This window comes from Chryseobacterium sp. POL2 (assembly GCF_011058315.1).
Classification (GTDB): Bacteria; Bacteroidota; Bacteroidia; order Flavobacteriales; family Weeksellaceae; genus Soonwooa.
Map to the genome: position 1 here is coordinate 2,410,666 of NZ_CP049298.1, position 13,374 is coordinate 2,424,039.

Below are 13,374 nucleotides of genomic sequence, written 5' to 3' on the forward strand. Positions count from 1 at the left end.
AAGCCTTATTTTTGTAAATATTATTTTATAAGATGATTAAGAAAATCTTTGTTTTATCTGCATTAACAACAGTTTTAATTGCAAGTGCACAAGCAACTCACAAAGTCGAACCGAAAGAAACGGCCTATGGTATTGCAAAAAAATACGGACTTAGCTTGGCAGAGCTTTATCAACTGAATCCTCAGATTAAAGAAGGAGCAATTGGTATTGGTGACATGTTAAAGGTTTCTAAATCAGGAAGTCAAAATACATCTGCGGCTACAAAACCCGCAACTACTACCACAGCTTCAAATAAAACAGGAGCAATTATTCTTCAGCCAAAACAAACAATTTATGGTATTACAAAACAATATCATATTTCTGAAGCTGATCTTCGCAAACTAAATCCGAATTTGGATAATCACATGAAGATTGGTGACGAAGTGGTTTTGCCTTTAGATAATATTAAGAAATATGCAGACGGAGCAGCTACAAGCCAAACGTCAACTGTTACAACGACAACAACTTCTTCATCCGCAGGAGAAGCAGATGATTTGTACACGATTAAAGAAAAAGATAATTATTATAAAATTTCGAGACAGTTCAACATTACGCAAAAACAATTGTTTGCTTTGAATCCAGGTCTTGAAGAAAAAGGCCTTAAAGCGGGAGATCATATCCGTATAAAAGGAGATCTTTCTAATTCTACAATTGTAGTTGCAGAAACAAAACCTGTAACCAAAGTAGAAACAACGACCGCCAGCAATAATACTGTAGCTACAACCACAGAAACAACAACGTCAACTACGAGTACGGATGACTATATTACATACACCGTGAAAAGTGGTGATACGGTTTTCGGAATTACAAATAAATTCAATGTCGATCTTAATGAATTGTTGGCACTCAACCCAGATTTAGTCAATGGACTTCGTGCGGGAATGCTTTTGAAAATTAAAAAGCTAGACCCAATGTATTCAAAAAAAAATGGCGATAACCTGAATGTGGTTTTGATGTTACCATTTGGTTTTGATGCTAATGATAGCAAATATAGATCGATGGCTTTGGATTTTTTGACAGGAGCAAAACTAGCCGTAGAACGTAATGTGGCTAAGGGAATGAATCTCGATATCAAAGTTATTGATGCCGGAAACGAAAATACTTTTAAAAATAGCATTTCGCAAATTAATCAAGACAATACAGATTTAATCATCGGTCCTTTTTTCAAAACGAGCGTTATTGAGGTTTTAGAATTTGTAAAAAATAAAAAAATCCCTGTTGTTGCACCTTTTGCAAATTCTGAGGATTTATATAATTACAGCAATTTAATCATTGTAGAAACCAACCACGATGCGTATGTCGAGAGAATGATAAAAGAGGTTGGGCAGGTCTACTCTAATCAAAAAATATATATCGTGGCTGACGATACAAAAGCGAATGCAAACGCTATCAAAACAGGATTGGAAAAAAATCTTAAAAAACCAGAAATTATTATAGTAAATTCGGCTAATGATATTCAGTTGGATCAAAATATGATGACAGGTCAATCTGCGCCAATTATTTCGATTCTTGCTAATGACGAAGATAATGTTGGCGCTGCTTACGCTAACCGATTAATTGCTTTATCCAAAGACGTTGACGGAAACAAAGCATTCAGCATGTTTTATAATTCAGCATTTGAGAAAAAAAGCGACGACTTATCAAAGTCAAGTTTAGTCTATTTGATGGATAAAAAAATCAATACCGAAGGGGCTTTCGAAACCGAAGTTTTGAGTGATTACAAGAAGAAATATTGTAAAACGCCAGGCCGTTATGCAGTTGTAGGATTTGACGTGGTTAACGATATGTTGTCTAGAGAGAACAAAAAAGGAGAAATTTTTAAACAAATTAATAAGTCGCAAACACAATTAGCGACCAAGTTTGAATTCACGAGAATCAAACCAAATGGTGCTTATGTCAACACAGGTTACAGAGTGGTGAGATTGGTGCCTTAATTTTTAAGTATAGGAAAGAGTTAATATATGAAAGCACTTGTATTCCCTGGTCAGGGGTCTCAATATGTTGGGATGGGTAAAGAGTTATATGATGCCCGCAGAGACATCAAAGACTTGATGGATTCTGCAAATGAGATTCTAGGCTTCGATATTCTTAACATCATGTTCGCGGGAACGGACGACGATCTTAAGAAAACTAAAGTTACACAACCAGCTATTTTTATCCATTCTGTGGCAGCGGTTAAAGCGATAGACACATTAGGGGCGCAGATGGTAGCGGGACATTCTTTGGGTGAGTTTTCAGCTTTGGTGGCTAATGGCGTTTTGTCTTTTGAAGACGGTCTAAAATTAGTTGCGGAAAGAGCAGCCGCTATGCAAGAAGCATGCGATGCTAATCCGAGTTCTATGGCGGCAATCTTAGGCTTGGAAGATCAAGTTGTTGAAGATATTTGTCAATCTATTGATGGAATTGTGGTTCCTGCAAATTACAATTGTCCTGGACAATTGGTCATTTCAGGAGAAACAGAAGCAGTGGAAAAAGCTTGTGCCGTTTTGAAAGAAGCAGGCGCAAAAAGAGCTTTACTTTTGCCTGTTAATGGCGCATTTCATTCTCCATTGATGCAACCTGCACAAGAAAGATTGGCGGCAGCAATTGAGAATACAAAGTTTAGAAATGCGACGATTCCGGTTTATCAAAATATTACAATGACAGCAGTTTCTGATCCTGTTGAAATTCAAAAAAATCTTATTGCACAATTGACAGGCCCTGTAAAATGGACTCAAAGTGTGCAAAATATGATTAAAGATGGCGCGGAAATGTTTATCGAAGTTGGACCTGGGAAAACCTTACAAGGTTTAATCAAGAAAATAAATCCTGAAATTTTCGTATCTTCAGCCTTATAATTTAAAAAACTATGAGTCAAATTTTTTCTCGCGGGAAATTATTGCTCACTTCAGAATACGTCGTTCTTGACGGCGCAAAAGCTCTTGCTGTACCAACCAATTGGGGGCAAGAGTTTTTTTTTAAGGAGCAACTAGAAAACAAGCATCAGTTATCTTGGACGGGCAAACATCAAGGCGATGTCTGGTTAACTGCCCAGATTGATTTTAAAGCATGGAAGGTTTTGGAATCTAATAATCCACAAGCGGCCGAGTTTGTTTTAAATACTTTGAGGAATTGTCAAGTTTTGGGTTCTAAGAAATTTGATACTAATGAAGGTGTTGATGTGGTTTCTAACCTTCAGTTTCCAGCTAATTATGGTTTGGGAAGTAGTTCTACTTTGATGACGAGTCTTGCAAAATGGACAGACGTTGACGCGTTTAGGCTAAATGCTTTATCATTGGGCGGAAGTGGTTATGACATTGCCATAGCGGAAGCAAATCATGCGATCGTTTTTCAAATCCAGGATTCTGAACCAACTTATGAGCGAATAGATTTTAAACCCGATTTTTTGAAAGATTTGGTTTTTGTTCATCTTAATCAAAAACAAGACAGTCGAGAAGGCATCAGACTTTACCGTTCTAAAGAAAAATCAATGACTTTAATTTCAGAATTTACCCAATTAACGGAAAAGGTTTTAGAAACAAAAAGTTTGACAGAATTCTCAAATTTGATGCAAGAGCATGAAAATTTGTTATCCATTTTTTTAGATAAAAAATGTGTTAAAAAAGAATTTTTTGAAGATTGTCCTGTTTTTGTGAAGTCTTTGGGTGCTTGGGGAGGCGATTTTGTGCTGACTTCAAAATTTGAAGATTATGAAAAATACTTTTCTAAAAAGGGTTTTGAAACAATAATTCCATGGAATGAAATGGTATATTCATAATGTTTAATTAATTTTTTTGAAAACTGACGATTGTCAGTTTATTTAATTTAAAAATATTACTTTAAGGGTTTAAATTTGCAAAAGGTCAAATAATATAGTAATTAGTAAATTATGGAACACATTAAACGCTACCTAGAGCGTAATGGTATCACAACGGACGCAGAGATACTTTACAATCCTTCTTACGAAACACTTTTCCAAGAAGAAATGAATCCTAATAACGAAGGATTTGCTAAAGGAATTTTAACCACAACAGGAGCAGTATCTGTTAACACAGGTGTTTTTACAGGTCGATCACCAAAAGATCGTTACATTGTAAAAGATGCCGCTTCTGAGAACACAATTTGGTGGGATGGTAACATCAACAGACCAACAACAACTGCTATTTTTGATGAATTACTAGGTTTGGTACAGAGAGATATGTCTGGAAGTAAGTTGTATGTTGTAGATACATACTGCGGAACAAATCCAGATACACGTCTTAAAGTAAGATTTATAACAAAAGTGGCTTGGCAGGCGCATTTTGTAACCAATATGTTCATTCGTCCTTCACATTACGAATTAGAGCATTATGGCGAACCAGATTTCTTAGTAATCAATTCTGCAGAAACAGTTAATCCAAATTGGAAAGAGCAAGGTCTTAATTCGGAGGTTTTTGTCATGTTTGATTTAACGAAGAAAATTCAAATCATCGGAGGTACTTGGTATGGTGGCGAAATGAAAAAAGGTATGTTCTCTATGATGAACTATTATCTTCCGCTAAAAGGTATGGCTTCTATGCACTGTTCTGCTAACGTTGGCGAAGAGGGTGATGTTGCGGTATTCTTTGGACTTTCAGGAACTGGTAAAACGACACTTTCTGCTGATCCAAAACGCTACCTAATTGGGGATGATGAGCATGGTTGGGATGAAAATGGCGTATTCAACTATGAAGGTGGTTGTTATGCAAAAGTTATCGACCTTTCTGCTGAAAAAGAACCAGACATTTTTGCAGCTATCAAAAGAGATGCATTATTAGAAAACGTAGTGGTAAAAGACAACGGTGAAGTTGATTTTGCGGATGGCTCTATCACAGAAAACACACGAGTTTCTTACCCAATTTATCATATTAACAAAATTGTTTTACCTTCTAAAGCTGGACACGCTAAGAAGATTATTTATCTTTCTGCAGATGCATTCGGTGTGTTGCCTCCAGTTTCTATCTTAACCGATGACCAGGCGCAATACCATTTCCTTTGTGGATATACGTCAAAATTGGCTGGTACAGAAAGAGGCATTACAGAACCAACACCATCATTCTCTCCAGCATTTGGTGAGGCTTTCTTGTCGCTTCACCCAACAATGTATTCTCATACATTAATTGGAAAAATGAAAGAACATGGTGCCAAAGCTTATTTAGTTAATACAGGATGGAATGGTACAGGTAAGAGAATTTCTTTAAAAGATACAAGAGCTATTATCGATGCTATTATTGATGGTTCTATCGATAAAGCAACTACTGATACAGTTCCTGTAATGAATCTTGAATTCCCAACGGCGCTTCCTAATGTGTCAGAAGGTATTCTGGACCCAAGAGATACTTATGCCGATAAAGCAGAATGGGAAGCTAAAGCTAAAGATTTGGCATCTCGTTATATCAAGTATTTTGAACAATATGCTAATAATGACGAGGCTAAAGCATTAATCGCTAGCGGACCTCAGATCTAATTTTAATTCTTATCTTAAAATAAAATCCCTCACGTTTAGCTCGTGAGGGATTTTTTATGGAATATATTTAATAAGTTTTAAAAAAGTTTTTTTGAGATTCAAAAGCGATGTCTTCGAGATTAATAACTTCTTTTTTAATCCAAATAAAATCAGAAACTTCTTTTTTCTCTAGCTCCGGAACGAACTTTTCATCAACTTCATATTCATAAAATAAATCCAAAGTATTATAGTCGATATCTTTGTAATGATAGACATTGGGAGCGCTTGTTAGGTATTTTAATTTTTTAGTATCGATGTCAAGGTTTAGCTCTTCTTTCAATTCGCGGCGACAAGTTTCTTCTGCGGATTCTTTGGGATCGACAAATCCTCCGCTGAGATCCAACTTTCCGATACTAGGATTTTGATTTCGTTTGGTTAAAAAAATCTCATCACCACAGCGGATGACAACCGCCACGGCTCCAGCGCAATTGTGGTATAATGTATAATCGCATTGTCCGCAACTCCATTTTTTTTCGCCATCCCAAAGTAAGGATTGGTTGCCACATTTTGGACAATATTTTAATTGATTCATATTATAAAGTTTGATTTCTTGGATGATAATTAAGAATGACATCTCTTAATTCTTCAGTTTCCAGTCTGGTGTATATTTGGGTTGTTGTAATGCTACTATGCCCTAGCATTTCCTGGATATAGCGCAAATCTGCACCGTTTTGTAACAAGTGCGTCGCAAAAGAATGGCGAAATGTATGCGGCGAGATGTTTTTGTTAACGCCTGCACGATCGGTTAATTCTTTAATAATTAAAAATACAATAACGCGTGACATGCTAGAACCACGAGAATTAAGGAAAATGACATCTTCAAATTTTTTGTTTATTTTACCTTTGGCGCGGACATCTTTGATGTAGTCCCTCAGGATTGTGGCGGTGTATTCGGCTAATGGAACAAGTCTGATTTTGTTTCCCTTTCCTTGAACTTTGAGATAATGTTCTTTGAGGTTAAGATTAGAAATCTTTAAATCTATAAGTTCCGAAACGCGAAGTCCACAGGCATACAAAACTTCCAGAATGCATCTGTTGCGTTGTCCAAGATCGTTGCTGGTGTCAATAGAGTTTATAATTTTTTCAATATCTTCAAAACTTAGCGTGTCAGGAAGATACAAGCCAAGTTTTGGACCTGTCAACAGTGTCGCGGGATTGTCATTTCGTATTTCGTCTTCTACAAGATATTTAAAAAAAGCTTTTATGGAAGAAATCCATCTTGCTTGCGATCTTTCGCTAATTTTCTTTTTGGAAAGTTGGTATATAAATTCTTGTAAATGATCAAAGCTAATATCTAAAGGCGAGATGCCTTCGAGTTCTGTTTGGGCATATTCTTGTAATTTTTTAATATCCCGTACATAAGCTTCGAGCGTATTGTCGGAGAAGTTCTTTTCAAATTTTAGATAATTCGAAAAGTCGTTTATTTTTTCAGACCAATTCATTATTTGTGTGTTTTATTTGTGTTTTTATTTTAACTCATATAATTTTTCTTCACTTATTTTTAAAATTTCTATTCCTGCGCTTGTTAAAAAATCCAGTCCAGAATTGTCGGAATAATCATTGATATAGACGACTTTACTAATGCCAGATTGTAAAATCAACTTGCTGCATTCTTTGCATGGCGACATTGTAAGGTACAGTGTTGCGCCTTTTGCAGATTGTGTGCTGGAGGACATTTTCAGAATGGCATTGGCTTCTGCGTGCAATACATACCAATGTGTTTTTCCCATGTCGTCCTCACAATTATTTTCAAAACCAGACGGCGTCCCATTGTAGCCGTCTGATATAATCATTCTGTCTTTAACGATTAGGGCGCCCACTTGTTTTCGTCTGCAATACGAAAGATTGGCCCATTCTAGCGCCATTTTTAGATAGGCAATGTCAAACTTATTAAAGTTCATGTTGTTTTAGAAATTTGGTTTTCTCTTTTCTAAAAATGCATTTACGCCTTCTTTTTTGTCCTCGAGGCCAAACAATTCTCCAAAGTTTTTAATTTCTTTTTCAAAACCAGCTTGTGAATCATTAGAAAAGTTGACAGCCTCGATAGCCTTTTCTATGGCTAAAGGTGAGTTTTTTGAAATTGTTTCTGCTAACTCGGTTGTTTTAGTAAGAAGTTCTTCAATTGGGAAAACCTCATTAACTAAGCCGATTTCTTTGGCACGTTGTGCTGTAATCATCTTCGCAGAGAAAATCATCTCATTGGCAAGACCTTTTCCTACCAATTTTGGAAGTCTTTGTGTGCCACCATAACCAGGAATCAATCCTAAGGTAACTTCTGGAAGTCCAAGTTTTGCATTTTCTGATGCGTATCTTATGTGACAAGCCATTGCCAGTTCTAACCCGCCACCAAGAGCAAAACCATTAACCGCAGCAATTACTGGTTTGTTTAGATTTTCAATTTTATCAAATATTAGTTTTTGATTATCTCTAGAAAGTGCTTCTGCTTGCGAAACGTCCAAGTCTGTAAATTCTTTAATATCTGCTCCCGCTACAAAAGATTTTTCGCCAGAACCGGTTAAGATAATCACTTTTATAGATTTGTCCTTCTCGACATTCTCTAAAGCTTTGTTGAGTTCTATTAACAATGGCGCATTAAGAGCATTAAGACTTTGGGGTCTGTTAATTGTTATGTAGGCGATTTTTTCTTTCTTTTCTAGAATGATATTTTCAAAAGTCATCTCTTTTTAATTTTTGTACAATAGTTCTATTTGCAAAATACAATATTTTGTATAATCATATTATAAATATATTCCTTTTTTTATTCTGTATGCAAATTATACTAACAATATTTTTAATAAAAGCGCTTTCTTGTTAATCTTATTCTTTTTTGGGATTTAAAACGGATAAAATATGATCTTGTTTTCTTTTTATAAATTTAAAAACTACTAATGCATACAAATTATTTTATTTTAAAATTTCAATTAAAGACTTTAAAGAATTCTATCAAATATTAATCATGTTTTCATAAAATATCAATTCAATTGACTAATTTTGTAAAGCTTTAAAAATGAATATTAAATCAAATTAAATTTAGAAAATGAGTTACATTTCTTTTATCGATGCTAGACAAATTCTAGACTCTAGAGGTAATCCAACAGTAGAAGTTGACGTATTCACAGAAAATGGTGCAATGGGACGTGCGGCAGTGCCTTCTGGAGCATCGACTGGTGAGCATGAAGCAGTTGAATTAAGAGACGGTGGGAGCGATTATCTTGGAAAAGGCGTCCTTAAAGCTGTAGAAAATGTAAAAGAAGTTATTGCTCCAGAATTAATTGGTTTGCCAGTTTTTGAGCAAAATTTGTTAGACCAAATTATGATTGACCTTGATGGGTCCAACAACAAGGGGAATCTTGGTGCTAATGCTATTCTTGGTGTTTCTTTGGCCGCTGCAAAGGCTGCCGCTAACGAGTTGAGAATGCCACTTTATAAGTATGTGGGTGGTGTTAATGCCAATACGCTTCCTGTACCGATGATGAATGTTATCAACGGAGGATCTCACTCAGATGCGCCAATTGCATTTCAAGAGTTTATGGTAATGCCTGTGAAGGCAGACTCTTTCTCTCACGCTTTGAGAAAAGGAACTGAAATTTTCCACAATTTAAAATCTATTTTACATTCTAGAGGCTTATCAACAGCTGTTGGGGACGAAGGAGGATTTGCGCCAACATTTAAAGGGACAGAGGATGCTCTAGACACTTTATTACAGGCAATTGAAAAGGCTGGTTACAAGCCAGGTGATGATGTGATGATTGCTTTGGATTGTGCGGCGTCAGAATTTTATAAAGATGGTATTTACGATTATAGAAAATTCCAAACGCCAGATTCTGCACAGTTCAGTAGAAGCGAGCAAGTTAACTATTTGGCAGAATTAGCAGCTAAATATCCAATTATCTCCATCGAAGATGGTATGCATGAAGATGACTGGGAAGGTTGGAAAATGCTAACAGACAAAATCGGTGACAGCGTACAATTGGTTGGTGATGACTTGTTTGTAACAAATGTTGAAAGGTTGTCTAGAGGTATTAAAGAAGAAGTTGCCAATTCTATTTTGGTAAAAGTTAATCAAATTGGTTCTCTTTCCGAAACGATGGCTGCAGTTCAAATGGCTCAAAATAATAAGTACACATCTGTAATGTCTCACAGATCGGGCGAGACAGAAGATGCAACCATTGCTGACCTTGCTGTTGCGATGAACTGTGGACAAATCAAAACTGGGTCTGCATCTCGTTCTGATAGAATGGCAAAATACAACCAATTGATAAGAATTGAAGAAGCATTGGGTGAAACAGCCGTTTTCCCAGGTTTGGATGCTTTTAAAATTAAAAGATAAGTAAGTTTTAACAAAATTTTAAAAAGAGCGAACTTTCGCTGTTTGCTCTTTTTTATGTATATTTATACCAAAATTATTTTATAATGTCAGATAATAAAGTTATATTGAATTACGATGGTAATTCCTATGAATATCCTATCGTTGACAGCACTATTGGAGATAGAGGGATAGACATTTCTAAATTAAGAGACCAAACGGGTCTTATCACTTTGGATTTAGGTTACAAAAATACTGGTGCAACAATCAGTGATATTACTTACCTAGATGGTGATAAAGGAGAATTGTTCTACAGAGGTTATCCTATCGAGCAAATTGCTGAAAAATCAAACTTTACAGAAGTAATGTATTTGTTACTTCATGGTGAATTACCAACGCAAGATCAGTTTACTTCTTTTGATAAAAACATCAAAAATTATAATTTCGTAGCAGACGAAATGAAAAAAATTCTTGACGTTTTCCCTCGTTCTGCTCATCCTATGGGCGTTTTGTCTACTTTGACTTCTTCCTTGACAGCTTTTAATCCTAAAGCGGTTAATGTTAATTCAAAAGAAGAAATGGATCACGCAGCAGAATTAATGTTAGCAAAATTCTCTCATCTTTGTGCATGGACTTACAGAAAAACGCAAGGTTTACCAATCAATCACGGTGATAATAGCTTAAGCTATGTTGAGAACTTCTACAGAATGGCATTCAGATTACCAAACGAAGAATTTGTAATGGATCCAGTTGTAGTAGATGCTTTAGATAAATTGTTAATCCTTCACGCTGACCATGAGCAAAACTGTTCTACTTCTACAGTAAGAATGGTGGGTTCTGCACACACAGGGCTTTTCGCATCTATCTCTGCTGGAGTTTCTGCACTTTGGGGACCACTTCACGGTGGTGCTAACCAAGCAGTTATTGAAATGCTAGAAATGATAGAACAAGACGGTGGTGACGTTAATAAGTGGGTGGAAAAAGCGAAGAGCAAAGAAGACAGCTTCAGACTAATGGGCTTCGGACACAGAGTTTACAAAAACTTCGATCCACGTGCTAAGATTATCAAAAAAGCAGCAGACGATATCCTTAACAAATTAGGAATCCACGATAAAGCTTTAGATATCGCAATGCAACTAGAAAAAGTAGCATTGGAAGATGATTACTTCGTATCTAAAAAATTGTATCCAAACGTTGACTTCTACTCAGGAATTATCTACAGAGCATTAGGCATTCCAACAGAAATGTTTACAGTAATGTTTGCATTAGGAAGACTTCCAGGATGGATTTCTCAATGGAAAGAAATGAGATTGAAAGGTGATCCAATTGGTCGTCCAAGACAAGTCTACCAAGGTGCCGGTCTTAGAGACTATGTTGACATGACAAACAGATAATCAAATTTATCTTAAATATAAAACTCCCTATTTTGGGAGTTTTTTTATGTTTTAATTTTATCTTTAAACTTCTTTTCGGGAAGATAACATATTGAGCGAAACGCCGCTTAGTATTAAAACAATTCCGATTAATAAATTGCGTGTGAAAGCTTCATTAAAGAAATAAACACTCACGGCAACGGCAACAACTGGTTCCAAAGCGCCCATAATTGCAGTGGGCGTAGAACCGATTTTCTGGATGGCTAAAACCAAAGTTACACTAGATATTAATGTGGTTACAAATGCAAAACTGACGAAATTTAAAACAATAGAAAAACTAGGAATGCTTAGATTTTCTTTTGAAATCAAAGATTTTATTAAAAAATAAATAGACGTGAATAACATCGAGTAGAAAGACAATTTTATCCCAGAAACATTGATTTTTGCTTTGTTCACGATGATGATATAAAGGCCATAAAACAACGCACTCAGCAATACAATTCCGAGCCCTAGATAATTTATTTCAAATTTATCACCTTTCAAACACAAAATTATAACGCCAGAAAAAGCCAATAATAATGAAACAATGCCCATTTTGGAAAGTTTTTCATGGTAAAATAAAAACATAATCGACGCGACGATAACGGGATAAACGAAAAGAACTGTCGAGGCAATTCCAGCAGATAAATAATCATATCCCAGAAACAAAAATTCTGATGATAGGGCATAAAACAATCCCAAAATCATTAGAATCCCACATTCCCATTTGTTGATTTTAAAATTTACCTTTTTATATAGTAGATACAGGCTCACCATAATTGCTGAAAATAAAAATCTATAAAACAACGTAACGTCCATAGAGAAGTTAATCTGTTTCATCGGAAGTATAAAAATCGGAATCAAACCATACGAAATGGCTGAAATAATGGCTAAAATATATCCTTGAGATTTCATTGCTTTTCAAAAAATTCTTGCAAAGTTACGTCTATGCAATCAGAATTTGTTTGTTTTTGCACCAAATGATATTTTTTTTGCACGAAGTGTTTTTTCCATCTATTCCAAAAACTTTGGATAAATACTTTGAAATTGTTTAGTATTTCAAAAATTTTATATTTTAAATCATCTTCACGCAGATGATATTCCTCATGCCCGCGCCATAGGAGATACTTTGCAATCTGTATATTTGCCTTAGACGAGAATTTTATGAAGCTAAATATTAAAAACGAAACAGGACAACTGAAATCTGTAGTTTTGGGACAACCCAACTCTTTAGGAAATCCACCAAAACTAGAGGAAAGTTACGACGCAAAGTCTTATTTTTCTATTCAAAATAATATTTATCCTACAGAAACCGACATCGTAGCCGAGATGAATGCCTTCGAGCAAGTTCTTCTAAAACATAAGGTTAAAGTCTATCGTCCAGAAGTTATCGAAGATTACAATCAGGTTTTTGCACGCGATGTCGCTTTTGTTATCGATGATAAAATGATTATTTCTAATATTATCGAAGACAGAGCGGACGAGCAGGAGGCTTATCGCAAAATTTTTGAGCAAGTCCCTTGGAGAAATATTATCAACCTTCCAGAAACTGCGCATATTGAAGGTGGCGACGTTATCGTTTGGGACGATTTTGTTTTTGTAGGAACTTGTTACTCACAGGATTATAGGAATTTTAAAACCGCTAGAACCAATGGTTATGCCATAGAAATTTTAAAAGAATATTTCCCTAAAAAACGTATTCTCGATTTTGAACTAAAGAAAAATGATACCGAACCTTACAAAGGAATTCTGCATTTGGATTGTACGTTTAACCCTGTTGGAAAAGACAAATGTATAATTTATAAAAATGGATTTGTTGACGAAAGCGACTATCATTTGATTCTTGATATTTTCGGTAAAGAAAATTGTTTTGAAGTTAATGATGAAGAAATGTTCGAGATGTATCCTAATATTTTTTCCATCTCGCCAGAAGTGGTGGTTTCCGACAAAGCCTTTACAAGATTGAACAATCATCTTCGCGATGTTTGGGGAATAAGCGTGGAAGAAATCCCCTATCGTGAAATTTCTAAAATGGGCGGATTGCTAAGATGTTCTACTATGCCTTTGGTGAGAGAATAAAAAATAGTCTTGCATATTTAAAATTTAGTTAATAC

The 13,374-nt window shown here is 35.5% G+C and carries 12 protein-coding genes; 7 read left to right on the plus strand and 5 right to left on the minus strand.

Annotation, left to right across the window (positions count from 1 at the left end; genetic code table 11):
• Nucleotides 1–32 precede the first annotated feature (32 nt).
• From G6R40_RS11195 to pckA, 4 genes are all read left to right on the plus strand, one after another.
• Nucleotides 33–1,973 (plus strand): LysM peptidoglycan-binding domain-containing protein, encoded by a 1,941-nt coding sequence (locus G6R40_RS11195; protein ID WP_165135419.1) that lies wholly within the window; start codon nt 33–35, stop codon nt 1,971–1,973.
• Nucleotides 1,974–2,000: 27 nt separating this feature from the next.
• Nucleotides 2,001–2,876, plus strand: a complete 876-nt coding sequence (gene fabD / locus G6R40_RS11200; protein WP_165135422.1) for an ACP S-malonyltransferase — start codon at nt 2,001–2,003, stop codon at nt 2,874–2,876.
• An 11-nt stretch (nt 2,877–2,887) separates the two neighbouring features.
• Nucleotides 2,888–3,796, plus strand: coding sequence for a GYDIA family GHMP kinase (locus tag G6R40_RS11205; RefSeq protein WP_165135425.1), 909 nt, complete (start codon nt 2,888–2,890; stop codon nt 3,794–3,796).
• A 111-nt stretch (nt 3,797–3,907) separates the two neighbouring features.
• Nucleotides 3,908–5,503 (plus strand): phosphoenolpyruvate carboxykinase (ATP), encoded by a 1,596-nt coding sequence (pckA, locus tag G6R40_RS11210; RefSeq protein WP_165135428.1) that lies wholly within the window; start codon nt 3,908–3,910, stop codon nt 5,501–5,503.
• Between the two features lie 67 nt (nt 5,504–5,570).
• Here pckA and G6R40_RS11215 read toward each other — a convergent pair whose 3' ends face one another.
• The 4 genes from G6R40_RS11215 to G6R40_RS11230 are packed head-to-tail and all read right to left on the minus strand — an operon-like array spanning nt 5,571 to nt 8,220.
• Nucleotides 5,571–6,074, minus strand: coding sequence for an NUDIX domain-containing protein (locus tag G6R40_RS11215; protein ID WP_165135431.1), 504 nt, complete (start codon nt 6,072–6,074; stop codon nt 5,571–5,573).
• Between the two features lies 1 nt (nt 6,075).
• Nucleotides 6,076–6,984 carry a site-specific tyrosine recombinase XerD gene (gene xerD / locus G6R40_RS11220; protein WP_165135434.1) on the minus strand — a complete coding sequence of 303 codons (909 nt, stop codon included), beginning with the start codon at nt 6,982–6,984 and terminating at the stop codon, nt 6,076–6,078.
• Between the two features lie 24 nt (nt 6,985–7,008).
• Nucleotides 7,009–7,443, minus strand: a complete 435-nt coding sequence (locus tag G6R40_RS11225) for a deoxycytidylate deaminase (RefSeq protein ID WP_165135437.1) — start codon at nt 7,441–7,443, stop codon at nt 7,009–7,011.
• 6 nt (nt 7,444–7,449) lie between these two features.
• Nucleotides 7,450–8,220: an enoyl-CoA hydratase-related protein gene (locus G6R40_RS11230; RefSeq protein ID WP_165135440.1), complete on the minus strand. Its 771-nt coding sequence runs from the start codon at nt 8,218–8,220 to the stop codon at nt 7,450–7,452.
• Between the two features lie 359 nt (nt 8,221–8,579).
• Between G6R40_RS11230 and eno the strand changes: the two genes are divergently transcribed.
• Both eno and G6R40_RS11240 read left to right on the plus strand, forming a co-directional pair.
• Entirely contained in the window at nt 8,580–9,872 is a 1,293-nt protein-coding gene (gene eno, locus G6R40_RS11235) for a phosphopyruvate hydratase (protein WP_165135443.1), read from the plus strand.
• An 83-nt stretch (nt 9,873–9,955) separates the two neighbouring features.
• Nucleotides 9,956–11,242, plus strand: coding sequence for a citrate synthase (locus tag G6R40_RS11240; RefSeq protein WP_165135446.1), 1,287 nt, complete (start codon nt 9,956–9,958; stop codon nt 11,240–11,242).
• Between the two features lie 63 nt (nt 11,243–11,305).
• Here the strand turns inward: G6R40_RS11240 and G6R40_RS11245 are convergent, their stop codons facing one another.
• The gene (locus tag G6R40_RS11245; RefSeq protein WP_165135449.1) at nt 11,306–12,175 is read right to left on the minus strand and encodes a DMT family transporter; all 870 of its coding nucleotides are present in this window, start codon (nt 12,173–12,175) and stop codon (nt 11,306–11,308) included.
• Nucleotides 12,176–12,424: 249 nt separating this feature from the next.
• On the opposite strand from G6R40_RS11245, the gene G6R40_RS11250 reads away from it, so the two are divergent.
• A complete protein-coding gene (locus tag G6R40_RS11250; RefSeq protein ID WP_165135452.1) occupies nt 12,425–13,339 on the plus strand; it encodes a dimethylarginine dimethylaminohydrolase family protein in 915 nt (304 codons plus the stop codon).
• The last annotated feature ends 35 nt before the right edge of the window (nt 13,340–13,374 follow it).

What these genes read in the sequence shown, in the direction of transcription:
- G6R40_RS11195 (WP_165135419.1), top strand. Translation starts at nt 33, where the DNA reads ATGATTAAGAAAATCTTTGTTTTATCTGCATTAACAACAGTTTTAATT.
- fabD (WP_165135422.1), top strand. Translation starts at nt 2,001, where the DNA reads ATGAAAGCACTTGTATTCCCTGGTCAGGGGTCTCAATATGTTGGGATG.
- G6R40_RS11205 (WP_165135425.1), top strand. Translation starts at nt 2,888, where the DNA reads ATGAGTCAAATTTTTTCTCGCGGGAAATTATTGCTCACTTCAGAATAC.
- pckA (WP_165135428.1), top strand. Translation starts at nt 3,908, where the DNA reads ATGGAACACATTAAACGCTACCTAGAGCGTAATGGTATCACAACGGAC.
- G6R40_RS11215 (WP_165135431.1), bottom strand. Translation starts at nt 6,074, where the DNA reads ATGAATCAATTAAAATATTGTCCAAAATGTGGCAACCAATCCTTACTT.
- xerD (WP_165135434.1), bottom strand. Translation starts at nt 6,984, where the DNA reads ATGAATTGGTCTGAAAAAATAAACGACTTTTCGAATTATCTAAAATTT.
- G6R40_RS11225 (WP_165135437.1), bottom strand. Translation starts at nt 7,443, where the DNA reads ATGAACTTTAATAAGTTTGACATTGCCTATCTAAAAATGGCGCTAGAA.
- G6R40_RS11230 (WP_165135440.1), bottom strand. Translation starts at nt 8,220, where the DNA reads ATGACTTTTGAAAATATCATTCTAGAAAAGAAAGAAAAAATCGCCTAC.
- eno (WP_165135443.1), top strand. Translation starts at nt 8,580, where the DNA reads ATGAGTTACATTTCTTTTATCGATGCTAGACAAATTCTAGACTCTAGA.
- G6R40_RS11240 (WP_165135446.1), top strand. Translation starts at nt 9,956, where the DNA reads ATGTCAGATAATAAAGTTATATTGAATTACGATGGTAATTCCTATGAA.
- G6R40_RS11245 (WP_165135449.1), bottom strand. Translation starts at nt 12,175, where the DNA reads ATGAAATCTCAAGGATATATTTTAGCCATTATTTCAGCCATTTCGTAT.
- G6R40_RS11250 (WP_165135452.1), top strand. Translation starts at nt 12,425, where the DNA reads ATGAAGCTAAATATTAAAAACGAAACAGGACAACTGAAATCTGTAGTT.